Annotated in this window: 17 protein-coding genes and 1 pseudogene; 12 read left to right on the forward strand and 6 right to left on the reverse strand. The window is 57.0% G+C overall.

Annotation, left to right across the window (positions count from 1 at the left end; genetic code table 11):
* The first annotated feature begins 62 nt into the window (after nucleotides 1-62).
* Nucleotides 63-1,025 carry an ABC transporter ATP-binding protein gene (locus Poly51_RS02505; RefSeq protein WP_146455114.1) on the forward strand — a complete coding sequence of 321 codons (963 nt, stop codon included), beginning with the start codon at nucleotides 63-65 and terminating at the stop codon, nucleotides 1,023-1,025.
* A 27-nt stretch (nucleotides 1,026-1,052) separates the two neighbouring features.
* Here Poly51_RS02505 and Poly51_RS02510 read toward each other — a convergent pair whose 3' ends face one another.
* Nucleotides 1,053-2,555, reverse strand: a complete 1,503-nt coding sequence (locus tag Poly51_RS02510; RefSeq protein ID WP_146453899.1) for a glycoside hydrolase family 10 — start codon at nucleotides 2,553-2,555, stop codon at nucleotides 1,053-1,055.
* A gap of 194 nt (nucleotides 2,556-2,749) precedes the next feature.
* Here Poly51_RS02510 and Poly51_RS02515 point away from each other — a divergent pair, with 194 nt between their 5' ends.
* Complete coding sequence (locus Poly51_RS02515) at nucleotides 2,750-3,631, forward strand: phosphoribosylaminoimidazolesuccinocarboxamide synthase (protein WP_146453901.1); 882 nt, start codon at nucleotides 2,750-2,752, stop codon at nucleotides 3,629-3,631.
* 129 nt (nucleotides 3,632-3,760) lie between these two features.
* Here Poly51_RS02515 and Poly51_RS02520 read toward each other — a convergent pair whose 3' ends face one another.
* Nucleotides 3,761-7,237, reverse strand: a complete 3,477-nt coding sequence (locus Poly51_RS02520) for a PVC-type heme-binding CxxCH protein (protein WP_246114211.1) — start codon at nucleotides 7,235-7,237, stop codon at nucleotides 3,761-3,763.
* A gap of 201 nt (nucleotides 7,238-7,438) precedes the next feature.
* On the opposite strand from Poly51_RS02520, the gene Poly51_RS02525 reads away from it, so the two are divergent.
* Both Poly51_RS02525 and Poly51_RS02530 read left to right on the forward strand, forming a co-directional pair.
* Complete coding sequence (locus Poly51_RS02525) at nucleotides 7,439-8,470, forward strand: alpha/beta hydrolase (protein WP_246114212.1); 1,032 nt, start codon at nucleotides 7,439-7,441, stop codon at nucleotides 8,468-8,470.
* Nucleotides 8,471-8,523: 53 nt separating this feature from the next.
* The gene (locus Poly51_RS02530; protein WP_146453903.1) at nucleotides 8,524-9,876 is read left to right on the forward strand and encodes a M20 metallopeptidase family protein; all 1,353 of its coding nucleotides are present in this window, start codon (nucleotides 8,524-8,526) and stop codon (nucleotides 9,874-9,876) included.
* A 7-nt stretch (nucleotides 9,877-9,883) separates the two neighbouring features.
* On the opposite strand, the gene Poly51_RS02535 is transcribed toward Poly51_RS02530, so the two are convergent.
* On the reverse strand, nucleotides 9,884-10,834 hold the full coding sequence (locus Poly51_RS02535) for a hypothetical protein (RefSeq protein WP_146453905.1): 951 nt from the start codon (nucleotides 10,832-10,834) through the stop codon (nucleotides 9,884-9,886).
* Between the two features lie 241 nt (nucleotides 10,835-11,075).
* Between Poly51_RS02535 and Poly51_RS02540 the strand changes: the two genes are divergently transcribed.
* The 7 genes from Poly51_RS02540 to Poly51_RS02570 all read left to right on the forward strand — a co-directional run bounded on the left by Poly51_RS02540 (nucleotide 11,076) and on the right by Poly51_RS02570 (nucleotide 17,694).
* Nucleotides 11,076-11,561, forward strand: coding sequence for a BLUF domain-containing protein (locus Poly51_RS02540; RefSeq protein ID WP_146453908.1), 486 nt, complete (start codon nucleotides 11,076-11,078; stop codon nucleotides 11,559-11,561).
* 107 nt (nucleotides 11,562-11,668) lie between these two features.
* Nucleotides 11,669-12,238 (forward strand): heme NO-binding domain-containing protein, encoded by a 570-nt coding sequence (locus Poly51_RS02545; protein WP_146453910.1) that lies wholly within the window; start codon nucleotides 11,669-11,671, stop codon nucleotides 12,236-12,238.
* Nucleotides 12,238-13,578: a two-component system sensor histidine kinase NtrB gene (locus tag Poly51_RS02550; protein ID WP_146453912.1), complete on the forward strand. Its 1,341-nt coding sequence runs from the start codon at nucleotides 12,238-12,240 to the stop codon at nucleotides 13,576-13,578. Before Poly51_RS02545 ends, Poly51_RS02550 begins: the two co-directional genes overlap by 1 nt.
* Nucleotides 13,559-14,839: a sensor histidine kinase gene (locus tag Poly51_RS02555; protein WP_186775294.1), complete on the forward strand. Its 1,281-nt coding sequence runs from the start codon at nucleotides 13,559-13,561 to the stop codon at nucleotides 14,837-14,839. The genes Poly51_RS02550 and Poly51_RS02555 overlap by 20 nt, the downstream gene beginning before the upstream one ends.
* Nucleotides 14,840-14,895: 56 nt before the next feature.
* Complete coding sequence (locus Poly51_RS02560) at nucleotides 14,896-16,113, forward strand: response regulator (RefSeq protein ID WP_146453916.1); 1,218 nt, start codon at nucleotides 14,896-14,898, stop codon at nucleotides 16,111-16,113.
* Nucleotides 16,110-17,252 (forward strand): response regulator, encoded by a 1,143-nt coding sequence (locus tag Poly51_RS02565; RefSeq protein WP_146453918.1) that lies wholly within the window; start codon nucleotides 16,110-16,112, stop codon nucleotides 17,250-17,252. The genes Poly51_RS02560 and Poly51_RS02565 overlap by 4 nt, the downstream gene beginning before the upstream one ends.
* A gap of 64 nt (nucleotides 17,253-17,316) precedes the next feature.
* The gene (locus Poly51_RS02570) at nucleotides 17,317-17,694 is read left to right on the forward strand and encodes a response regulator (RefSeq protein WP_146453920.1); all 378 of its coding nucleotides are present in this window, start codon (nucleotides 17,317-17,319) and stop codon (nucleotides 17,692-17,694) included.
* Between the two features lie 167 nt (nucleotides 17,695-17,861).
* On the opposite strand, the pseudogene Poly51_RS02575 reads toward Poly51_RS02570, so the two are convergent.
* From Poly51_RS02575 to Poly51_RS02585, 3 genes and pseudogenes are all read right to left on the reverse strand, one after another.
* A pseudogene (locus tag Poly51_RS02575) lies at nucleotides 17,862-19,109 on the reverse strand (ISL3 family transposase).
* A gap of 725 nt (nucleotides 19,110-19,834) precedes the next feature.
* Nucleotides 19,835-21,028 carry a DUF1559 family PulG-like putative transporter gene (locus Poly51_RS02580; RefSeq protein ID WP_146453922.1) on the reverse strand — a complete coding sequence of 398 codons (1,194 nt, stop codon included), beginning with the start codon at nucleotides 21,026-21,028 and terminating at the stop codon, nucleotides 19,835-19,837.
* Nucleotides 21,029-21,365: 337 nt separating this feature from the next.
* Nucleotides 21,366-23,102, reverse strand: a complete 1,737-nt coding sequence (locus Poly51_RS02585; RefSeq protein WP_246114213.1) for a 30S ribosomal protein S1 — start codon at nucleotides 23,100-23,102, stop codon at nucleotides 21,366-21,368.
* 146 nt (nucleotides 23,103-23,248) lie between these two features.
* Between Poly51_RS02585 and Poly51_RS02590 the strand changes: the two genes are divergently transcribed.
* Nucleotides 23,249-23,830 (forward strand): hypothetical protein, encoded by a 582-nt coding sequence (locus tag Poly51_RS02590; protein WP_246114214.1) that lies wholly within the window; start codon nucleotides 23,249-23,251, stop codon nucleotides 23,828-23,830.
* The last annotated feature ends 270 nt before the right edge of the window (nucleotides 23,831-24,100 follow it).

The following is a 24,100-nucleotide window of genomic DNA, read 5'->3' on the forward strand; positions in this document are numbered from 1 at the left end:
TTATTCCCGAAACTGATTCCGTTCCTGGCGCCGAATCTAGCACCGAATCCGTCGCCGAGTCGATGGTCGTACCCGCGGTACACGTCGCGACGGATGACTGTATCGAACTACGACGGTTGCACCGGTTCTTTGGAAAGACGAAAGCCGTCGAAGATATCTCGTTCACGGTTCGGCGCGGGCACGTGTTCGGCTACATCGGACCTAACGGCGCGGGCAAGACGACGTCGATGCGGATACTGGCGACGTTGGATTTGCCCAGCTACGGTGACGCGTTCGTCGATGGATTCTCGGTTGTCAACGATCCCGAACACGTTCGCCGCCGGTTGGGATTCATGCCCGATTCGTTCGGCACCTATCGCGACGTGAACTGCACCGAGTACCTAGATTTTTTCGCTCGAGCTTACGGTTTGGTCGGCCGCCAGCGGACCGAGCGATTGGCTTGGGTGCTGAATTTTACAGGGACCGAAGGGATGGCGGAAAAGCCCATCCGCGGACTCAGCAAAGGCATGAAGCAGCGGTTGTGTTTGGGCCGCGCTTTGATCCACGACCCGGCCGTCATGATTCTGGACGAACCGGCGGCAGGACTTGATCCGCGCGCGCGAATCCAGCTTCGGAAGATGATTCGCGAATTGGCCGATCGAGGCAAAACGGTGCTGATCAGCAGCCACATTTTGACCGAACTCGCCGAAATGTGTGACAGCGTCGGTATCATCGAACAGGGCCGGCTATTGGCCACCGGCAGCGTCGAACAGATTCAACATCAACGCGAGACCCATCGCGAATTAAAGATTCGCATTTTGCACAACGCCGACGGAGCCGGTGCCAGCTTGAGTGCGGTAGATTCGGTCACCAACTTGATCGTCGATGGCGAATTGTTGAAGTTCGAATTTGCCGGGGACTTAGAGGCCCAGGCGGGATTGGTCTCGCACTTGGTTCAACAAGGTTTCGCGGTCGCCGAAGTCGAATCGCACAAGAAGAGTCTCGAGGATGTTTTCTTGCAGGTCACCGAAGGCTTGGTGCAGTAGTTCGGGATTCGCTTTGCCAGCGCAATCTTACGCCAAAAATTCTTTCCGCAAACGCGTCAGATATTCTAAGATCGGGCGCGGTTGCCCGTCGGCATCGATGACGCCCGAGTGACTGTTGACGTGCGGTTCAGCGTCGCTCCACCCGTCCCACACAATTCCGTGGACGATGTGCTTTGCCAACAAAGTGCGAATCAAGGGGCCGGCGATTCGCAACTGTTCGGTGGCGGCATCCTTGGTCATCGCGTCGTACTGCAGCACTTCGCCCGGCGCCTGGGCTTTCAGGTCGGATCCCGTTCCACCGGGTAACGAAAGTTGAACCAGCAACGGCATGCCCAACGTCGCCCAGCGATCGATCATCGCGCCGAAATCGACGGCTGATCGTGGCAGCGTGGATCCGGTTTTGTAGTTGACGCGGAATTCCAAACCGATACCGGCCATCTGCAGGCCTGTCCGCACCAACGCGTCGGCAAAGTGCAGCGGCGAGATCGCTTCACGGCTTTTTGCCATATATTCGCCGAACGGTTGGTCGAAAGTCATGATCGCGGGCGTGTTCGGATCGGTGCGTCGGACGGCGGCCAGGATTTCCAATGCCAGCCGCATCGCCTGTTCATCATCCAACTTCAACGGACCGATCGTGTTCAAGCCCGATGCACAATTCCAAAGCTGGACCGAGCCCCGGAACTTGGTGACGGTCGTGGTCACGTAGTGCGTTGCCGCCTGCAGGAACGATTCGAAGTTGTCTTCTAAGAGATACAACCAGTGCGGCATCAACCGTTCACGGAAGTCGATCAACGGTCCACCGATCACGCGAACTCCGCGGCCCGCCAGTGATGCGATCGTGCTTTCGGCCGACTCAAAATCGAAGCGGCCTGAATCGGTTTCGATATCGGCCCAGTTCAATCGGACGGCAGCCGCGTTGAAACAATTCGCAAACAGATCCATTTGAGAATCGTTCGACGGTGACGGCGGGATCACGGAACCGGCAAGCAGGGTACCGATGTTCGGTTCACGCTGTTTCCGGAACGAAATTGATTGGACGCTGTACGATTCGCCCAAGTCGGCAATCGCCGTTTCAAGCAGTTCGATCGAATGGATCGCGAATCGGGCGCTGGCGGATGGATCGGCGCGTCGACCGGCCGCTTCCAGAAACGCGTCGGTGCCATCGGCTAAAAGGTCAATGAACTGTGGACTCAAGTTCAATCCCGCACGTTGCCAAGCATCGGATTGAATCCGTGCCCGGTAACAACTGTTCCGTGCAAGTTCCAACGGCAACAGGTGGCCCTCTTCGCCCAAGGGACGAAGGCTGCACGTGCTGAGCATTCGATAGCCGAATCCCTTGATATCGCACGCCAGGTAAAGTTTTCCTGAAGCGTCGACGGAGGGTCGATTGATCGAAAGCCGCGAACCGTTGAAACTGTTGAACGACTGGAAGGGCACGCCTTCGATCCCGCAAATGTACGCGTCACCCCAAAGCGACTTGCTGATGAAGTCGCTGGCCGATTCGGGGACGTCGTAATGAAACTGCCCCATGCCGGGTAGCCGAAAATTGGGTGCGGGAATGCAAAATCAGGAAAGGGTTCGCCGCCGAGAAGGCATACTTCAAGGGTGGAATTGCTAACATAATCAACCAACGCGGGGTTGGCGACCAGACGGTTGCCCCAAGGCGTAAGGTTTGCCACATTACGCTCGAATGAAACGATTTCACTGACAACGACGGTTCGAGAATGCACTATTTGTTTGACGATGCCGGGGCGATGATGCGAACCGATTTTCCGCTCCCTCGGCGGAGCGGTAAGGTGCGTGATGTCTACGATCTCGGCGATCAATTGATGATTGTTAGCACGGATCGCATCAGCGCGTTCGATTTTATCTTGCCATCCGGAATCCCCAATAAAGGCTGCATCCTTACCTCGACCAGCAAGTTCTGGTTCGATCATCTCGACGTCCGGCACCACCTGCTTTCCACCGAAGTGCCGACGGCCCTTGCCGACCAGTTCGATATCGAGCCGTTGGTCGGCCGCGTCATGATTACCGAAAAAGCGTCGGTCGTACCATTTGAATGCGTCGTGCGAGGCTACTTGGAAGGAAGCGGACTGCTCGAGTACCAACGAACGGGCGTGGTCTGCGGCAACTCACTACCGCCGGGATTGCGGCAATGCGACAAGCTTCCCGAGCCGATTTTTACGCCGGCGACCAAGGCCGAAGAAGGTCATGACGAGAACGTCCGGTTTGAAAGAATGGTCGCTGATCTTGGTGAGGACTTAGCCAATACGCTGCGAGAAAAGAGTCTCGGCATCTACGGTGCTGCGTGCGAACATGCCCAGCGTCAGGGACTGATCATCGCCGATACCAAGTTCGAGTTCGGCTTGGTCAACGGCGAAGTCGTCTTGATCGATGAAGTGTTGACGCCCGACAGCAGCCGGTTCTGGTCCGCCGACGTGTATCAGCCTGGCCAGGCTCAACCTTCGTTCGACAAACAATTCGTTCGTGAATGGTTGTCAACGTGCGGGTGGGACAAGCAGTCCGATCCACCGATGTTACCGAGCGACGTGATCGAAAAAACGAAGTCGAAGTACGAAGAAGCGTACCGACGATTGACCCAGTAACCGTCGCCTAACGTAGCCCTGCGACTCCGCTGGCAGGGTGTACGATGTTTTCACATGAACTGCTTCGCAGTTCACATCCCGCAAGCGGAGTCGCGGGTCCACATCGAGTGCCCGAGTTTTGCAACTCGCTTACGGCAGCACATCACCTGCTAGCTCGATGCCGAAGGCCGTTTCTAACTTCGATCGATCAAACGCCAATACGATTCGGTGCTGGCCGGCCGACAAATTCAAATCGGCCAGTTCCCAAATCGGCGTTGGTTTTCCGTCGACCCACGCGTCGATGCCCTCGGCCGGCAACTTGACGGCGACGTTGCCGTCGTCCGACAGTTTGACATCGAATCGGATGAAGGACGTCGGTGGCGTTTGTTTGTGTTGTTGAAACCGATCCAATTCGGAAAGCGGGATCGTGCCGTTGACCGTCGCCGTCATCGGACGCCAAAGCATGTCGGGATCGTCACCGGCCACGGTGTCTGTGCTGGTTCGATTGAGCTTTCGGTTGGCTTCGGGTGAGAAAACCAGTGTCTCGAATGATCGCAGTAGTGACTGGGTTGAAACGGTGAACTCCGCCGTGCGTCCAAGCGCCGACATGAATGCGATCAGGTCGACCAATTCGGATTCGGTCAGCGAATCGACCAAGCCCGCGGGCATCAGCGACTTGCCCGGTTTTTCTTGTTCGATCGAATCGGCGTCGATACGCACTTCTTTCCCGTCCGCAAGACGCAATCGAACCGCTTCGTCGTCCTTGCCGATGACAATCCCGTTGATCAATTGGCCGTCGTCCGTCAGCACCGAAAGCGTCGTATAGCCTTCCTTGAGCTTTGCGCTGGGGTCGATCAGCGACTCGACGATGTAATCCAGTTGCGCGCTGCCGCCAAGGCTGATCAAGTTCGGCCCGACGACGGAGCCCGCCGAACCGATCGCGTGACAGTTCACGCACTGAAGCGCTGCGCGGCGATAGATCGCTTCGCCACGTTCGGCTGATCCGGTGGATTGAACTTTCGCGATGATCGACGACGACCACTCGGGCGAAAGTTTCCAGGACGCGTCTTGCAATTTACCCGCGGTAGCCAAAGCGCCTTCGATCGATGTGTTGCCGCCCGCCGCACGAACTTGCCCCACCACCATCCGCGCGACATCCGCGTCGATCGACACCCGTTCAATCGCGCTCGACAATCGACTGGCGGCTTCCTTTCGGTTGGCCAACTGTGCCACCCAGTCCCCAATTTGCTTCGCGGTGACTTTGTCGTCGGCCGACACCGCCGCAAGCATCGCAGCAATCCGCCCGATCGCTTCGCCGGGATTCCGCTTGACCATCGCGGCCACCGCAGCGATCCGAGTCGCCGCGTGTGTCGAATCCGCGAGCGTTCGGATCTTCGCGATGGCGGTCGGCGAATTCAGTGCGCCCAATGCCGCGACACTTTGGGATCGCAGTTCGTCGTTGCCGCTTTCAATCGCATCGAATAGCACATCTTCCAATGCGCGGACGTTCCATGCGGCGGCCACTGTCGTCACCGTTTCGGCCCAAGCCGAATCGCTGGTCAGCGTATCGACGTTTGTGACCAAGTCGCCGAGCACGGGACCGATGCCAGCCGGGATGATCTTGTCGCGTGTCGTCCGGTCGACAAGAGGGGCGAGCAGCGCGAGCGAGCGGGCCTTTTTGTCGACGAGTAAAATCTTTGCCAACCGGCCCAGTTGATCGGCATCACCCGCGCCGGCGATCGCATCGACCAGTGCACCCAAGGCTTCGCCGTCGGCAGATTGTGTTTGCAGGAATCGCAGCGCCGTTTCGGCAGCCGCAGGACTCGAGATGGCGGACACGGCATAGGCTAGCTGTGCGGGACGATCGGCCCAGTCGATCGGATCCAGAATCGAATCGCCGCCGTGATCCGCCGCATAAGTTTCCGCGATGGCGCGAACCGATTGCCAGATCGCAAAGTCCAGGTTCGCATCGATGCTATGGTCGGTTGCCGCCAAGACAGATGTCATCGCTTCCGTGCCCGAGAGTTGGCCGACCGACACGACCGCCTCCAATCGCGTCGTCGGTTCTGCATCGGACGTCAACGAGCGGGCGACCTTTTCGATGTGAATCCGCTGGGCAGATTCCGGGGCCATTCGCAATCGTTGTCGCCAGATGCTGCGCAGTGCAGCGCGGCGATACGCCGGATCAATCGCCGACAGTCGATCGAGTTCACCAACGACCTCGTCTGGTTTCGTCTCCGCCGCGACTTCGTTGATCCACAGCCATTCGTTCGTCCGCGTACTCGGCTTTTCCGCCGTCCATGATCGCATCGCCGACATCACCGACGCTTCGTCTCGGGACAGGCGTTTCCAGAGTTCTTGTCGAGCGAATTGAGCCACCGCCAATGAAGGGTCTTCCAACATCGTGATCAATTCACCGGTTGTCGCCGTCGAAAAATCGGGCCATGGGTCCAGCGGTCGACCATCGAAAGAGACTCGCCAAATGCGGCCGTGCGTTCGATCGCGACGAGGGTCGCGAAAGTCGACTTCACCATGTTGAATGATCGGGTTGTACCAATCGGCGACATAAAGCGCACCGTCGGGGCCCATGCGGGCGTCGATCGGGCGAAACGCGACGTGCGGCGTCGTGATGATCTCCGGTTGTTGGCGACTGATGTATCCACTGGCCGACGGCTTGATGCTGAATCGGCAAACGCGGTGCGACCTAAAATCGCTGGTCACCAGCGAACCCGCCCATTCCGGCGGGATATGAGTGCCCGACAAAATTTCCAACCCACAATGTTTTGGGCTGCCGGGGTTCATGCCGGCCAACCAACGCGACGCGCCGGGTGACGTGACAAATACCGCATCGGGGAACGTGTAGTTGATGCCTTCGAAAAATGCACCGTCGGTGACAAACGATTCGCCGTGCGTGTCGAAACTGTGTCCCCAAGGATTGATGAAGCCTTTACAGAAAATTTCCAATTCGTTTGTCGTTGGGCGATAACGCCAGATGCCGCCGCCGTCCAAATGCCGCGAACCGTCCAGCGTATCGACGTGGCTGTGGATATAGATCGATTGGTTGAAGTACACGCATCCGTCGGGACCGAACCGAAGCGTGTGAATCAGGTGGTGGGTGTCTTCCGTTCCAAAGCCCGACAACAGGACGCGGCGACGATCGGCGCGACCGTCGCCGTCGGTGTCTTCCAGATACAGCAGCCGAGTACTTTCGGCCACATACGCGGCGTGGGGGCCGTCGGGCAGTACGCCGGTCGGGATCAACAGTCCGTCGGCGAAGACGGTCGCCGAATCACTGACACCATCCGAATCGGTGTCGCGCAGCACGACGATCTTGTCGTTCGCTTCTTGGCCCGGTTCGATCTGCGGATACACTTCGCTGCTGGAGATCCAAAGTCCGCCCTTCGAATCGAAATTCATTTGAATCGGTTTGGCGATATCAGGATCGCCGCCGAACAGTTGGACCTGGGCGCCGTCGTGCAATCGCATCGCGGCAGCTTCGGCAACCGGATCGGGCGTCGGGATGTCTGTCAGGTCGTTTTGCCCCGACGCATCGCCGGCAAGTGAGGTTCCCAGCAATCCGGCCAGACAAAGCAGAGTGATCGGGTGGAAAGCGTTGCGTTGACACATGGTGGACCTGGCAAAACGGTGATCGGCGGGAAGCCCAGAGTATAGACGCAAACCGAGCGGACTTTGCGACCGACGATTCACGGGCATCGTTTGGCACAAGGCCGGGATCTCCGTCGCTTGCCAATGTTTGACCGGTGAACGCCTCACACCTAACCTTGGGAGAGAGTAAACTGGGTGTCTGCCCCGAACTCTTCTCTTCCCATGAAGTGTCGCGACGTTTTCCCCGTCGTGACGCACGGCAAAGTCGAAAAGGTAACTCGAATGCGATCGGTCGCTGCTACTCAACATTGCGAACACTCGAACCAACGGACGCGCCGCACCCTCAGTTGCTTTGTGTTCTTGATTGCCGTTGTCATAGCGGCCACGGCGTCGGCTCAGAAGCCAAAGAACGCGAAAAAGGATGATCCGAAACTGAAGCCTAGGCCGGTCACCTTAAAGACGAAAGACGGCGTCGAACTGCGAGCGTTCTTTTTTCCTTCGGACAAGTTGAAAGACGAAAAAGGAAAAGAAGCGCCGACCGTGCTGGTCGTTCATGAATGGGAGGGGCAAGCCAGTCCGTATTTGAATTTGGTAATGGCGTTGAAGGAGGCCGGATGTGCGGTCTTGATTCCCGACTACCGCGGACACGGCGGCAGCAAAGAGTACGTCGGCCGCGGCGGAAAAATGGAGACATTCAACGTTGCCCAAATGGGAAAACGCGACGTTGAAAATATCATCCTTTTGGATCTCGAAAAGGCGAAAGGGTATTTGAAGGACGAGAACAACAGCGAAAACCTAAATCTGAATGCGTTGGTGGTCATCGGCATCCGCGAAGGCTGTGTGATGGCGACGCACTGGGCCGCACGCGACTGGAGCTTCCCCAGCATCGGCAGTAAGAAACAAGGACAAGACGTCAAAGCGTTGGTCTTGATTTCACCCGAGAAGCAAATCAAGTCGATCTCGCTCGATCAGGCTTTGACCAACCCGACGATCTTGCGATTGCCGATCATGGTCGTCGCCGGCAAAGACAGTCCCGAGGGTAGCGAGGCGGAACGGGTCATCAAACGCATTGAAGGAATCAAGAAACGCATGGGCGGGGGTACCGTTTCAAAGTTCGAGTCCAAGATGGTTAGCACGGCGCTGAGCGGCCCGTCGTTGGTCAACGACGTCAGCGACGTGATTCCCGCGATCGTCAAATTCGTAACCACGGAAGTCGACGCGAAAGACGACAATCCGTGGGTCAATCGCGAATAATTACTGCGTCAATAGTCCTGCTGTTTCCCGTACCTACGAAGGCGATTCATCGCATGCGCATTTTCTTCGCCATCACGACGATGGCTCTCGTGTCGTTTTCATGTCTGGCAGATTCGCCGAAGATCGACGCGGTGAAAGTTGCCCCGAACGAGATTGCGACCTGGATCGACTCGCAAATGCCGTCGCTGGTGCAAACGTATCAACACCTGCACACGCATCCGGAATTGTCTTGGCAGGAAGACGAAACGGCCGCGTTAATCGCCAAGACATGGCGTGACGAGGGCTTGGAAGTCACCAACGGCGTCGGCGCCGGTGGCGCCATCGATGGTTCCGGCGGCGGCGGAGTTGTCGGCATTCTGAAGAACGGCGATGGGCCGACGTTGATGTTGCGCTGCGACATGGATGCGTTACCCATTACCGAACAAACCCAAGTTCCCTACGCATCGACCAAGACCGTTTCCTTGCCGGGAGGCATTTCGACCGGCGTGATGCACGCGTGTGGTCACGATATTCACATGACCAACGTGATCGCGGTGACGCGTTACATGGCGACGCATCGCGACGATTGGTCTGGCACGCTGATGGTGATCGCTCAACCGGCGGAAGAAAAAGGCGAAGGCGCTCGTGCGATGATCGACGACGGTTTGTTCACGCGGTTCGCGAAGCCGGACTTCGCTGTCGCGCTGCACGTTTCGGGTGATACGCCGACGGGGCAGGTTGGGGTTTTGGCTGGTTTCACGCAAGCGAACGTGGACAGCGTCGATATCGACGTCAAAGGTCGTGGTGGGCACGGCGCCGCCCCCGACACGACGATCGACCCGATCGTCCAGGCCGCCGATTTGGTGATGTCGCTACAAACGATCGCCAGCCGTGAAATCAAACCGAGCCGTCCCGTGGTCATCACCGTCGGCGCGATCGCGGGCGGAACGAAGCACAACATCATCAGCGACTCGTGCCACTTGCAGTTGACCGTCCGCACGTACGGCGATGTGATCCGCCAACAAGTTTTGGCAGCGATCACGCGGAAAGCCAACGCGGTCGCCCAAAGCTATGGTGCCCCGCCGCCGGAATTGATGTTCAGCAAAGGCACTCCCTCACTGGAAAACGATGTCGAGCTGGCTGATCGACTGCTGCGCGTATTTGAAGAACTGGTTGGTTCGGAAAACATCGCGTTCAGCGAACCGTCGATGGGCGGCGAGGACTTCAGCCGCTATGGACGCGAGGGTGTGCCGATCTTGATGTACAAGTTGGGCAGTGTCAGCCAAGCCCGTCTGGATCGGTTCGTCGAACTCGAAGTACCGCCACCTTCGCTGCACAGTTCCAGCTACTATCCCGATGTCGAGCCGACGCTTCGAACCGGTGTGTTGACGATGACGTCCGCGGCGCTGGACTTGCTTGGCAAATAATCGACGGTCAGAGCGAGTCGATCGCGTTGGGGACCTGCGTTACGCGGATCAGCAACACGATTTGTTCCAATTGGTTGTCGGCGTTGATGCCCGAGAACATGTGCTTGGCCAGTCCGGTCAATGGCCACGTCGGCGCGATCACGATCGTGTCGCCTTCGGCCGCCTCGATGTCCAAATCAAGCGTGGGTATCGCCCACGTGTCTCGCTGTTGCACGATTCGCATCGCCGCTTCGGCGCCGACGTACTTCTGGCGCAGTTCGCCGTGCTGGATTTCCGTTCTTAGCGACAAATGGACTCGCTTTTGCCCGGTCAATTGAATCGGGTTTACGGCCATCATGTACTGGGCGTTGTTGAGCGTGCGGCCGATTGTATTTTGGTCAACGCGGACCATGGCCACGTGCGAGCCTTCCATTGGATTGCGTAGCGCCAGTTCGTAGCGTTTGCCGATCCGCATCGGAATCTGTTTTTTGCCGCGAGATAAGTCGCTGGCGACCGACGCGCTGGCCAAGAACTCATCAACGTCATCTTGATCCGCGGCCAGCGAAGTCATCCGCTGGCGGAATCGTTCGTGGTTGTTCACCATGCCGACGCGGATTCCGTTGCTGAGAAATCGCCCGCGCAGCTTCAGGTCGATCGAAGTCTCGTCGACCCACTGCCAAATCGAGGCCGCTTGATCTGCGTCGGTCTGGGCGACGTCGAAGTTCACGAACTCGAAGTCCAGCACGATGCTGCTCTTGCTTTCGCCGATGCGAAGGTCTTGAGGCGGGGGTGATTTCGCTTTCGCCAGGATCGAATCGACACTGGAATCGTCTTTCCAAGTCGCGCAGCCGACCATCAAAATCGCCGCAGCGATCCCGATCAAGCATCGGTAGAGCCGAAAAGTACGAATCGTCGCTTCCCGTCGGGATGGGGTCCAAGGAACGAAGTCCAAAGGTTCGACGGTACGAATCAACGGCATTTCACGTCAAGAGAAGATAAACTGCTAGCAAATGGCGTGCTTGTCGGCGGTGGCTTGACGCTTTGTCCACGGGCCAATTGGTACAGTCGTTAAGATCGGCGCTGGTTGGGGGCATCGGCTGCGTTTCTGCGAGAAACGGTTTTCTTGACCCTCGTTTGTGACACACCTTTCCAGTGGTGTTACGCATTCGTATACGTAAACCGCACGACGGGGATTTAATCCTGAGCAAAGGGGCTTTGCTATGTCACCCGAAAAGATATCTTCCGAAAGCACGAGCCAACGCGGCTTGGTTCAGCTTGTCTATGTCAGCGCAGCGAACGCTGCGTTTAGCGACGATCAACTCGACGAGCTTTTGGCGATCGCTCGCCAAAACAACACCTCACTTGATGTAACCGGTGTTCTGCTATTCACCGAAGGAACCTTCTTTCAGGTTCTCGAAGGTCACCCCGACGTCGTTCAAAAACTTTACGACAAGATCGCTTTGGACTCGCGTCACAGCAACGTGCTGATGCTCGCCAAAAGCGAAATCGATGAACGCAACTTTGGTGACTGGAGCATGGGCTTCGTGCGTGATCAACGCGTGATGAACGAGTTGACCGGTTTCGTTGACTTCTTCAGCGGTCGGAGCTTCATGGATTTGGCCGGTGATTCTCGACGCGTCGAGCAAACGCTTGACGGATTTCGCCGCGGTCGTTGGCGGCGGCAAATTGCCGAAGCCGCATCTTAAAGAGACTCGTATTTAGGCGTGGCGGAATTTATCCGGGATCAGTCACGCGCCACCTAAAAACTACTGAATCCCTGCGGATCCAGCAACGAAACGAAAAGGGAAGTGCCATGAAGGGAATTGTTTTCACCGAGCTGATCGAAATGGTTGAGGAAGATCTCGGCATCGAGATCGCCGACCGCATGATCAGCGGAGCCAAGACGGCCAACGACGGATCGTACACATCCGTCGGAACCTACGATCACGCCGAACTGATCCAGCTAGTCATTTCGTTGTCCGCCGAAACGGGAATCCCGGTTGCCGACCTGGTTCAAACGTTTGGCAAGCACCTGTTCGCTCGCTTTCATGAGCTGTACCCACAGTTCTTTGCCGGCGTCGATTCCGCGATCGACTTCCTGCCCATGGTTGAAACGTACATTCACGTGGAAGTGCGAAAGCTGTATCCCGACGCCGAATTGCCATCTTTCGATTGCGAAAGCAACGGCGGAGTCTTGAGCATGACGTACCGATCCAAGCGACCGTTCGCCGACTTGGCGGAAGGTCTGATCTTGGCCTGCGTCGATCACTACCGCCAACCGATCAGCGTCACTCGCCACAATCTAGGCAAACAAGATGGCACTCATGCGTGCTTCGTTCTTACACCTACGTCCGACGTTCCCGCTCAGGAACTGGCAAGCTGATGCCCAACGTTGAACTCCTGCAACGACGATTCGAACGCGAGCGGGCTGCCCGCAAAGCAGCCGAGGCGCTGCTAGAGCAAAAGTCGCTCGAGGCCTATCGAGCGAACCAAAAAATTAGCGAGATGGCCAAGCACACGCAGGCGATCGTCGAAACCGCTGCCGAGGGCATCATCAGCTACGACGCCGATGGAATCATTCGTTTGTTCAACCGTTCGGCGGCCAGTATCTTTGGCCTCGAATCGGCAATCGGAACCAGCATTCACCATCTCTTTGAATGTAGCGATAACCTTTGCGACGCCCTCTTTTTGGCCGGCGAATTTGGTACCGAAGGCAACTCGACCAACTCGCGGGAATTGGTCGGTCTGCGTTCCAACGGGCGAACATTCTTTGCGGAAGTTTCGACCAGTCGCGTCGACCAAAATCAATCGCCCGTCTTCACCGCACTGATTCGCGACCTTTCCAAACGCAAAGAACTCGAGGTCCGTTTGAGTCAAGCCCAGAAAATGGAATCCGTCGGTCAATTGGCCGCCGGGATCGCTCACGAAATCAATACGCCGATCCAGTTCGTTGGCGACAACATCAAGTTCCTGCAGGGCGCGTTCGAGGACATTGCCGGACTGATTGAACTGTACGACCAACTCGCCGAAGCGGTGACCAGTTCGAGCCCGACCCGAACGTGCTTGGACCAAATCAAAGAACAAGCTGAGATTGCCGATCTGCCGTTTTTGCGAGAAGAGTTTCCCAGCGCGATCGAACAATGCCTCGAGGGTATCGAGCGGGTGGCCACGATCGTTCGCGCGATGAAAGAGTTTTCGTTGCCGGCGACCGAAAGCAAATCGGCCGTTGACATCAACCGGGCGATCGAAAACACGCTGACCATCGCCGCAAGTCAGGTTCGCGATATTGCGACGATCGAAACCGAACTGGACCCATCGCTCAAGCCCGTCGTCTGCTTGGCGGGTCAAATGAATCAATGCTTCCTGAATCTGCTGACCAACGCGATTGAAGCGATCGAACAACACTGCGAATCCGGCGCTGGACGCATCAAAATCACAACGCGATCGAACGAGGATTCGGTCGAGATCCGCGTTGAAGACAACGGTCCGGGAATTCCCGCAGAGATCACCAGCCGAATCTTCGACCCGTTCTTTACGACCAAACCCGTCGGCAAGGGCACCGGCCAAGGACTCTCGTTCGTCTACGGCGTAGTCGTGGACAAGCATGACGGCAGCATCCACGCACACTCATTACCCGCGGGCGGGACGACGTTCGTTGTTTCCTTACCGATCCACCATCAAGCAGCATCAAAGGAGCAGACTCATGCGAATTCTGCTCATTGAACCCGATTCACAGCTGCACGAACGTTGGCGCAGTCGCCTGCTCGGATCGCCATCCGAGTTGACGATCGTTTGCTCGGATGCCGAGGCAATCCACGCGAACGAGTCGTCTCACTTTACCGTCGTCCTGCATGCTTGCAACGAGTCGGGTCACGCGTCTGGTCACGCGTCCGAGCCTTTCCCAAGTGAATCGCTGCTCGGCCAACTCCGCTTGCGAGCCGGCTATGCAATCTGCGTTACCAGTGTCGAAGCCGTTCGTCAAATCGCTTTCGCGGCGGGCTACGACGATTGCATCGCTCACGAATGCTCCGACGCCGAACTGGCCACTCAACTCCGGCACGCTCGTGATCTGCAGAATCTCAATCAACGATTGGCCCAGGCACAGAAGCTCGAATCCATTGGCGAACTCGCCGCGGGGATCGCACACGAAATCAACACTCCCATTCAATACGTCGGCGACAACACTCGGTTTGTCCAGGAAGCTTGCAACGATCTGCAATTGGTTCTGGAAAGTTGCCAATCGTTACTCGTCGCCGTTGACTCCGGTGCCAACGTCGACGAGGCAACACAGAACTTGCGAGTCGCAATCGAAGAAGCCGACATCGACTACTTGATTGAAGAAATTCCGTCCGCGATCACACAAACGCTCGAAGGCGTTGATCGTGTCGCCAACATCGTCCGTGCCATGAAAGAATTCGCTCACCCGGGCGTTTCCGAAATGACGCTGACCGATTTGGCGCAATCGATCGAAAACACTGCCATGGTTGCGCGGAACGAATGGAAGTACGTCGCGGATCTCGAAACGATCTTCGATCCGGACATGCCTCCGATCCACTGCTTGCCGGGTGAGTTGAACCAAGTCCTGTTGAACATGATCGTCAACGCCGCTCACGCGATTGGCGACACGCTTAGTGAAACACCCGATGCAAAAGGCAAGATCACGATCAGCACTCATTTGAAACCCCAAAACGCCGAAATTCGAATTTCGGATACTGGCAGCGGCATTTCGGCGGAGAACGTCGAGCGGATTTTCACGCCATTCTTCACGACCAAGCGAGCGGGAAAAGGAACCGGCCAAGGGCTAGCGATCGCCCATTCCGTGATCGTCGAAAAACATGGCGGCTCAATCGGCGTGGAGAGCGAAGTCGGCAAGGGAACGACCTTCGTGATTCAGATTCCACGCGAGAGGCAACGAGTATCGGACATTGCCAGCCAACCACAAAAAACTGAGCCGACGGCGCAAGCCGCGGGTGTCGCCGGTTGAACGGGCGGCACACACACTGACGGCAACAGCACAACGAAGCAGACCAGAGAAACACCATGAAAACTAAAGTACTTTTTGTCGACGACGAAGCCAATGTGCTTGCCGGTTTGCGCCGCATGCTTCGCTCGCAGCGCAACGTCTGGGACATGCAGTTTGCCGGTGGCGGCGCGGAAGCTCTCGCGGTACTCACAAACGGTCCGATCGATGTGATTGTTAGCGACATGCGCATGCCCGGCATTGACGGCGCCGAATTGCTGACGCGAGTTTCAAAGCTGTACCCCAACACTGTACGCTTGGTGCTGAGCGGTCAATCCGAACACGAAAAGATCTTTCGCGCGATCGGTCCGGCGCATCAATTCATGTCCAAGCCGTGTGACCCCGAGGTTCTGATCAGCACCATCGAACGGGCATGTGGATTGCAAAGTCAACTGTCCGACGAATCGCTCAAGAAAGTCGCGTCACAGATCACGTGCCTGCCAAGCCTGCCGTCGATCTATCGCGAACTGGTTTCGGAACTTGAATCCGACGACGCGTCAATGGAACGGATCGGACGCATGATCGGCAGCGATTTGGCTATGACCGCCAAGATCCTGCAACTGGTCAATTCTTCGTTCTTCGGATTGCCTACTCATGTCACTTGCCCCAAGCACGCCGTTTCGATGCTTGGGCTGAACATCATCCGGCCATTGGTGCTGACCGCCGGCGCGTTTGCTCAATACGACGATCCAGGGATCAGCGGATTTTCGCTGCAAAACGCGATCGAACACAGCTTGGCCGTGGCCACGTCGGCTCGAACGATCGCGAAAAGCGTCAGCCAACAAAACAACTTGGTCGATGATTCGTTCATCGCCGGCATGCTCCACGACATCGGCAAACTGATCCTGGCTGCAAACCTGCCCGAAAAGTATGGCGAAGCGTCGCGAATCGCTAGTGAAGAAAACCTTCCAATGTGGCAGGCAGAACTGCAAGTCTTCGGAACCACGCATGCGGAAGTCGGCGCTCACTTGCTCGGTCTGTGGGGATTGCCCAATCCGATCCTCGAAGCGGTCGCGTTTCATCATCGCCCCAGCGACGCCGGAACGAAATCCTTCACACCGCTGACGGCCGTGCATGTCGCCGATGTACTGCAAGACGCGAACTATCCCAACGATGATTCGCCGTTCAGTCTCACCTGGGACCTGAACTATATCAACTCCATTCAAGCCACCGGACAACTCGACGGCTGGGCTATCCTGGTCGAATCGGGAGCACCGCAATCGGCGGCGATCGGATGAGCAACAAAGTTCTACTCGTCGACGACGAACCTAACGTGCTGAAGGGCTATCAACGCCACCTCAGGAAGTCACACGACATCGAGCTTGCCATCGGTGGCGCCGAAGCTCTGGAAGCGATCGCATCCCAAGGTCCATTCGCCGTTGTTGTTTCCGACATGCAAATGCCGGAGATGTCGGGCGTCGAATTACTAAGCAAAGTTCGCGAAGTCAGTGAACACACTGTTCGCATCATGCTGACCGGGAATGCCGATCAAAAGACGGCCGTCGACGCCGTGAACGAAGGCAACATCTTTCGTTTCCTGAACAAACCCTGTTCACCCGAGAAGCTGGCTCAAGCCATCGACGCGGGGCTGGAACAATACCGGCTGATCACCGCCGAAGCCGAACTGCTAAACAAAACGCTTGCCGGCAGTGTGCGAATGCTGACGCAAGTCTTGTCGCTCGTGATGCCACAAGCGTTCGGAATGACGCAAGAATCGCGGCGGCTTGCCAGAGCGATGGCCGAGACGGTCGGTGACGCCGGTCCGATGTGGCAAGTCGAGATGGCCGCGATGTTGATGCGAGTCGGCTGTGTTTCATTGCCAACCAACGTGCTCAACAAGTACCTCGCCGACCGCGCGCTCGACGCCGATGAAGCGAAACTGATCAAAGAAACGCCTCAGCTTGGATACAAGCTTGTTTCCGCGATACCGCGACTGCAACCCGTCGCCGACTTGATCCAAGCCCAGAACGATCCACCCGTGCCCAGCACGCCGGTCATTTGTCGAATCCTAAAGATCGTCGGTGATTACCAGCGTTTTCAAGCCGCTACGTCGCCCTTCACGGCGCTCGACCGACTGGCCAATTCGCTGCTGTACGATAGCGAGCTCGTGAAGGTGCTGGCCAACATCATCTCAGCCGGTTGCCAACTGAAGGACGTCGGCATCATCGAAATGAAGGAAGGCATGGTGCTGGAGTCCAATGTCGAAGACCTTTCGGGCCGAGTCCTGATCGCCAAGGGCGCAGAAATCCACGAAGCCATGATTCAAAAGCTCGCCCTGTTGAAACGTTCGGCCACCGGAGTGCGTGAACCGATCCGAGTCCGAGTCGTCACCACCGTCGGTCAAGCGAAGTCGCTGGCCGCGACTTCCCCAACCTAAACCTTTTCGCAAACGGCCTTCGGCAACCGCCGTTCGTTCGCACCTTTCCAACCGGAGACTTCCGATGCTTTCCATCTTGATCGTAGACGACGACGTCAACCTGCTGAGCGGCCTGCGCCGCACACTGCACTCCCAGCCCTACGACCTCTTCACGGCCAATTCCGCCGAGATTGCGATCGACATGTTCCGACGCAAAGCGTTTGACCTTGTCGTCGTCGATCAAAAGATGAGCGGCCTGACCGGCTCGGAACTGATCACATGGATCGCCAAGGAGTTTCCGGAAACCGTTCGACTGATGCTGACCGGTCACGCCGACGTCAACATGATGATGGACGCGATCAACAAAGGCAAAGTCTTTCGCTTCCTAACCAAACCCTGCCACAGCGTCGACATCGCTCTGGCGATCCTAGAAGGTCTCGAATCCAAACTGCAGCTTCAGTAACGAATATCCGGCGATTCGAGAGCCGGTGGCCCCGACCAAAACGCTTTCGGTAAAATGTTCACGAAACGATTCTATCTGGATTTCCTGGCTATGGGGGAAGTCCTATGGTGGAGACACGAGCAACTTGGGAGAGCGATTTATGCAAGCCGAACTCAAATAATGCCTCGTCAGCAGAATTCGTGGGTTTGATTTGGTTCAGGAAGCTTTCCCAGTTGGTGATACAGAGCGATTTCGATCGTTTCATAGGACTTGAAACCGAATGCCTTTCCGATGGCCAGCTTCGCTTTGATGTTCATGCCCTCCACGCTGCCGTTTGAGATCTCGCCGCGTGCGCGGAACCAGTTTAGCAGGATCGGTCGATGACGACGTAGCGTGCCGGCCATTTCTTTCATCGGTTCGATCTTGCTGCGCATCGCTCGGGTACACCATTGATCGAGAAACTTGCCTGCCCAAGCCGGACTGCTGTACATCCAGAACCTCTGAAAGTCCTCACGCATCATGTACGCTTTGACGCACCGGAGATTCGTTTTGAGTAGCTCGCTCATCTTCACCGCTTGCTTTTCACTCAGATTCTCGCGGCGTTTGAGCAGGCACCACCTGGAGTGCTTGAGCAATTCTCCCTTGCCCTGACTTTTCAGCTGGCGTGATTCCTCGGCACGAACCTTGTTGATCTTCTCATTCATCTTCTTCATCACGTGAAAACGATCAAAGACATGCACCGCATCGGCGGCACACTCGGCAATCACGTTCATGTACCGTCGCCACATATCGGTGCAAATGAACTTCAGACTTGCCAGCGACGACTTCGGAATCGTCTTGAAGAATCCTCGCAGACTCTTTTCGGTGCGATCCCGCGCAACGTACAGCAGACGTCTGCGCCCTTCGTCGATCTGATAGACCAACGTCAGGTATCGGTGCCCTCGCTTGTACGCGATTTCGTTAACGCCAAGTGCTTCGATGTCACCGATTTGCCGGTTCACCAGTCCCTAACGCACGACCCAGTCGATCGCTCGAAAGACGGTGTCCCAACTGCTGCCGAAGATCATGGCGGTTTCCTTCCAGCTCAGTCGCTTGGCCCACCTGGCCAGAAAGATCCGGTAACTGCAGGTGCTCTGGTGCTTGCCGTCGGCCCAGGGAACTTGCTCGACCTTCACGCCGCAATCGGGACACTCGACACGACGCATCGCATAGACGAAGTACACCGAAATCGCCCACAGTGGCACGAACTCGAAGCGTCGCTCGGGCAAACGATCGTAGCCGGTCCGTGTCTTGCCACAATCGCTACAGATGGGGCGGCTGCGAGCACGCGGTTTGATGTCGATAAGGATGGCCGACTTGTTTTCGCCGAATCGGGCTGCTGTGTAGACGAATCCCTTTTGCTATTCGACGTGGTTGAGGATAGCTTTGAGTTGCATCTTGTCGTGGCCGGGTTGTTGTTGATGTGTTGCAACAACATCAATAGCTCGCCTTCCGGCAAGATAAATTTCTTCATTCAAAAAATCGGTGATGAAGCCCCTTCCGCCTCGCCGTCGCGTCGGCCTGACACAGGCACCGCCGAGGCCGACACGACGGCGAGGCGGGAGGGGCGGCCCCATTCTGCGGAGCCCGAACCAAGGTCGACGCCCGCCACAGCTGACGACCAATTCACACTTTTTCGACCCACGAATTCAGCCGAAGAGCCCAAATAGTAATGAGAACAAAGCCATTCATTCCGTTCACAGTGGTGATGAGTGACGGTACGCACGTTACGATCAAATCCTGAAATGGCATGGCTGACAAAGCACTGGCTTTGTGTGACGACTGACGGAGGTGAAACCACCGAGCATCTTTACTTGTTGCACGTCACTCGTATCCAGCGACAAGAACGCGACGTAGCGTAGCGCTGGCTGCGATCAGCGCCGCGAAAGATCGCGGCATCGAGTCGCAACATTCGCGACGATTGGCGTCATTCGCGGTCAAATCATTGCGACAGATTGCCCGCCAACAATGGGAACCCAATGCTTCGGCGAGCAATCCTGCACGGCCCTGCGACTCCGTTCGCAGGGTGTCCAACGACTTCTTTCAACTGCTTTGCAGCTTACATCCCGTCAGCGGACTCGCGGGTCCACATCGGGTGGTCGGAAACCGGGCGAACGCATCACTAGATCGGATCGAGTGGAACGAATTCGTTGTTCGGCACATCGCTTGATCTTCCCGAGGGCGTCAACAGGGCCTGGTAGATCGGGTAGGAAATGGATTCGGTGACGAATCGGACACTGCCGTCGACCATCGCCATGTTCACTCCGCCATCGTGCAGCGACGACGGGCGGGCTAGATCGGGAGCGTTGGCGGCCGTCATCAGATCTAGATACACGTCGCCTCCGTTGATCTTGTGAACGGCGTTGGGGGTCGGAGCGCCGGCGAACCCGTTGGGGTCTTCGAAATGCCAAACCGCGCCTTGCAAATACCGCGACGACGCTGGGTACTCGACGACATCCTTGCCATTGACGTTGACGATGTTGGTCAAGTGGTTGGTGTTGTTGGTCAGCCGTGTGCGATACAACGCACCGGCTTGGTGATTTTCGGACAACAGCATCGTTTGGCTGGCGCCGTCGTCACAGTCATCGATCCGGAACGGTTTACCCGTAGCAACCAATTGCGTCGGAGCCGATCCGACAAAGCCGGCATATTGGTTGTTGAAGATGCCGTTATCGTGGTGCTGTGACTTTGCAAAACCGACCGTTCTCGCCGGCGAACCGGGCCGCGTGTAGGTGAAGGGGAATGAATCGGCGTGCATCCCCGTGTTGGCAACGTAGTGGTTGATGCCTCGCGTGGTCAGGTAGTTTGACGCGCTGGGGCAAATGAAGGTTTCAAAATTCACGGCCGCGAATGGGCTGTATCCTTCGGCGGTCGGCGCGTTGATGGATTGGTTGTCGGCGATGATCGGATAGCGATCCAGGCTCCATCGTTCGTAGGCCGGTTGGTTGCCCAATTGGCCCAGCAACGCGATGGGCCAACCGCCGACCTTGACGTGCCGCGGCACGTTGCCCGCGTAGTTGCTCGGATCGGTCGGATCGACGCCGCCGTTGAACTCGCCGAACTTCTGCAGGTATCCCGGCATGTGCCCGTGCGTCGTCTCGAACAACGTCGTTGCCAGCGCCAGTTGCCTGAGGTTCTCGCCGCATTGGGCGCGAGCGGCGGCGTGCTTGGCGTGCATCACGGCAGGGATGGTGATGCTGATCAGGATTCCGATGATCGAAATTACCACCAGTATTTCGACCAGTGTGAAACCCGGCCGGCGGCAGCGGGTTGCTGGCGAGGCACAATCACGTGCAGGAGCGCATGCTGAAAACATCGCAGAGTCTCCGATTCGATTTTGAAGAGAAGGGACGCGGTGAAGCGTGCCTTGAGAAGAGACCCTAATTTTAAAGAGTCGATCGCCCCCGAAGCAAGGAAATTTGGGCAATGTAGATCACCAAACAAGCAAAACCATTCGGGAGCTTTATTTTCCCCAAACGGTTTCGTCGTGGTCATTCGATCGATTTCGGCGTTCTAGCAGCCTGTTGAAAAAGGGGTCTGACCCTCTCCGACGTTTTGAGTTCACAATGTTTCAGCAACGTCACCAAAGGGGCAGACCCCTTTTTCAACAGGCTGCCAGAGAAGGCATTTCCGCGATGTGGTCGGCTTTTCTACTACCAACGCAGGCCGAATTTCTCGCCACCGGACGCCGTATTGTTGCCGCCCTTGAGCGGACCGGTGTGGGCCGGTTTGATGGCGACTTCGCGTTGCGGTTCGTCGTCTTCGGCTTCGGTTTTGGCCGATGGGTCAACTGCAACCGCATGGACCTGCTTCATCGACAACGAAATTTTCTGTGCGTCGCGGTCGAACGACAACACTTTGACTTCGACTTCCTGCCCTTCGCTGACGAAGGAGTCGATTCGCGAAACGCGGTGGCTTGCCACTTCGCTGATGTGTACCAAGCCTTCGACGCCGGGGGCCAACTTGACGAAGCAACCGAACGCCGCGATCCGCGTCACGGTTCCATTGTGAATGCTGGCCGGTGCAAATTCGCCTTCGGCGGTGTCCCACGGGTTCTCCTGTAGGTCACGTAGCGACAAGCCGATCTTGCCCGATTCTTTGTCGACCTTGTCGATTTGGACATTGACCTTTTGGCCCACTTCGACGACTTCGCTGGGGTGGGCGACGCGGTCCCAGCTCAGCTTGCTGATGTGGATCAATCCGTCGAGTCCGCCCAAGTCGACGAAAGCGCCGAAGTCTTTGACGCTGCGGACGATGCCTTCCATCGTTTGACCGGGTTCGATCTTTTCGAGTTGGTCTTTACGTTTCTCTTCGCGTTCACGTTCCAAGATCGCTCGGCGGCTGAGCACCAAGTTGCCACGTCGCTCGTTCGATTCGGTGACGACGCACAAGAATTTTTGGTCAACGAATTCGCTGGCGTCTTCGACGCGATGTTCGGAAATTTGGCCCATCGGGATGAACCCGCGCCCGCCGCCGACTTTGCATTCGAGTCCGCCCGCGTTGTGGCCCGTGATGGTGACTTCGACCACGGTGCCTTCGTCGATGTCTTCCCAATCCGAAGCCGAGACGACTCCGCCGGGCAGCGACAAAACGTAAAGACCATCGGCCGTCGCAAAGGCACGGATAATGACTTCGATCTGTGATCCGACGACGGGTTCTTCGGTGAATTGTTCGAACGGAACCATCCCCTCGTCGGGGCCGCCCAATCCGACGAATACATGATCAGCATCGATCTTCAGCACTTGGCCGGTGACGCGAGCATTTTCTTCGAGCGGTTCTTTGCGGTCGGGCATACCGGCGGGGCCGCTCAGCATTGCGTCGACGTCGGCCGCGGCCAGTTCGGCATCCAATTCGGCCTGCAAGTCGTCGGACAATCCCATCCGTCGGTTGGGCACCATGACTCGGGGCGAAGTTTTTGGACGTTGGATCTTGTCGGGGTCGCTGCTTTCACTGCTGAATGCACCGGCCGGTTTGGCTTTGCCGGAACCGTCGGTTTCGCCCGCCAATCGTGGTTTGGGCGATTTGTTCTTTTTCGGTTTGCCACCACCGGGCTTGGCACCGGTCGGTTTGACGCCGGTTTGCTTTGCCAAATCAGCCGCGCTGACGGACGGCGACGAAGGCTTGGCCGTACTTAGGCCACGAGCCGAAAGCGGGCCGACACTGCGGACGGCTTTCGAAAGCGGTCCCTGCTTGGTTTCGCCCTCACCGGGTGCCGAATCAGTGGCCGTCGAATCGCCGGCTCCCGAATCGTTCGCCGCCGCTGGATTGGCATTCGAATCTGAACTTGCATCCATCGCTGGGGTGCTCGCATCCGAAGTGGGTGAAGACATCGCGGCATCGCTTGCCGCTGTGGGGTCCGTTTCGGGATTCGAGTTGTCGCCGGTGGTCATCGAAATCGTCAGCAGAGTAACAAGGGAATAAGAGACTCATTTTTTCGCGGGGTTGATACCGCCACGATGCGACAGTCTAGCAATCAACGGGCGCGGTCGGTAGTCTTCGCGGTGACTTGCTGGCTTTTATGAAAAGGACACCTGCCGTGCCGAAGATTGACCCATTTGCTACCGATGCTCTAGCAAAACTTGGGAAACCCTGGACCGACGCGATCACCGAGGCGGCAATGCCCAGCCTGGGTGCCGGCCCCGTCGACAATGGACTGACACGGTTGCTGGACACGCAACCGCTGCGACCCCGACGCAGGGCAAGTTCAATCGATGCGGATTCCGCGAGTTCGCCCAATTCGGCGGGCGACTGGAGTGAGCTGTCCGATCACGCATTCGATGCGTGCCGAGCCGGCCTTTGGCTACTGGCCGGCGACCTTCATCGCAGCCATTCGATCAGCCAGGATGACGAATCGCCCGAAGGGTCGTTTTGGCACGGGATCATGCACCGAAGGGAGGGGGACTTCAGTAACGCGAAATACTGGTTTCGGCGTGTCGGTGATCATCCGGTCGAAGAAGACGTGAAACAGCACGCGAGCGGCTATAAGGGAAATATGTTTTCCTTTGTGGACGAGTGCAAAGCGGCCTCGAAACACTCCGACGAGGGCGTTGCAGCAAGCTGTGAAGTCACGCAGTGGATCGAGTGGCAGACGCTGATGGCCTACTGTACATCGGTTTGAGGCAATTTTGGGCCGTCGCGAGCCCTGGCAAAAAAGTTACCAGTTTTAGGTGCAAGATTGTCGCATCGATCGACGATAACTTTAATATCCTCGAGACGGGAAACTGAAATGTGTGGGGCACAATTTCGCATTTGCCGTCTCTTGAACGTGATGCGGCTCGGGTTTTTTCCATCGGCGAGGTTTTCGGATCTCTCAGGTGGGGCACAAAAGCCCGAGCCGCTTTCGTTCCTATTCTCGGGGCGCCCTCTTCGCCCAATCTGCACACCAAGT

This window comes from Rubripirellula tenax (assembly GCF_007860125.1).
Taxonomy (GTDB): Bacteria; Planctomycetota; Planctomycetia; order Pirellulales; family Pirellulaceae; genus Rubripirellula; species Rubripirellula tenax.

Coding starts and splice junctions, on each gene's coding strand:
- Poly51_RS02555 (WP_186775294.1), top strand. CDS start 13,559: ATGCGAATTCTGCTCATTGAACCCGATTCACAGCTGCACGAACGTTGG.
- Poly51_RS02515 (WP_146453901.1), top strand. CDS start 2,750: ATGCACTATTTGTTTGACGATGCCGGGGCGATGATGCGAACCGATTTT.
- Poly51_RS02520 (WP_246114211.1), bottom strand. CDS start 7,237: ATGTGTCAACGCAACGCTTTCCACCCGATCACTCTGCTTTGTCTGGCC.
- Poly51_RS02565 (WP_146453918.1), top strand. CDS start 16,110: ATGAGCAACAAAGTTCTACTCGTCGACGACGAACCTAACGTGCTGAAG.
- Poly51_RS02560 (WP_146453916.1), top strand. CDS start 14,896: ATGAAAACTAAAGTACTTTTTGTCGACGACGAAGCCAATGTGCTTGCC.
- Poly51_RS02535 (WP_146453905.1), bottom strand. CDS start 10,834: ATGCCGTTGATTCGTACCGTCGAACCTTTGGACTTCGTTCCTTGGACC.
- Poly51_RS02510 (WP_146453899.1), bottom strand. CDS start 2,555: ATGGGGCAGTTTCATTACGACGTCCCCGAATCGGCCAGCGACTTCATC.
- Poly51_RS02550 (WP_146453912.1), top strand. CDS start 12,238: ATGCCCAACGTTGAACTCCTGCAACGACGATTCGAACGCGAGCGGGCT.
- Poly51_RS02545 (WP_146453910.1), top strand. CDS start 11,669: ATGAAGGGAATTGTTTTCACCGAGCTGATCGAAATGGTTGAGGAAGAT.
- Poly51_RS02570 (WP_146453920.1), top strand. CDS start 17,317: ATGCTTTCCATCTTGATCGTAGACGACGACGTCAACCTGCTGAGCGGC.
- Poly51_RS02540 (WP_146453908.1), top strand. CDS start 11,076: ATGTCACCCGAAAAGATATCTTCCGAAAGCACGAGCCAACGCGGCTTG.
- Poly51_RS02530 (WP_146453903.1), top strand. CDS start 8,524: ATGCGCATTTTCTTCGCCATCACGACGATGGCTCTCGTGTCGTTTTCA.
- Poly51_RS02505 (WP_146455114.1), top strand. CDS start 63: ATGGTCGTACCCGCGGTACACGTCGCGACGGATGACTGTATCGAACTA.
- Poly51_RS02525 (WP_246114212.1), top strand. CDS start 7,439: ATGAAGTGTCGCGACGTTTTCCCCGTCGTGACGCACGGCAAAGTCGAA.
- Poly51_RS02585 (WP_246114213.1), bottom strand. CDS start 23,102: ATGACCACCGGCGACAACTCGAATCCCGAAACGGACCCCACAGCGGCA.
- Poly51_RS02580 (WP_146453922.1), bottom strand. CDS start 21,028: ATGTTTTCAGCATGCGCTCCTGCACGTGATTGTGCCTCGCCAGCAACC.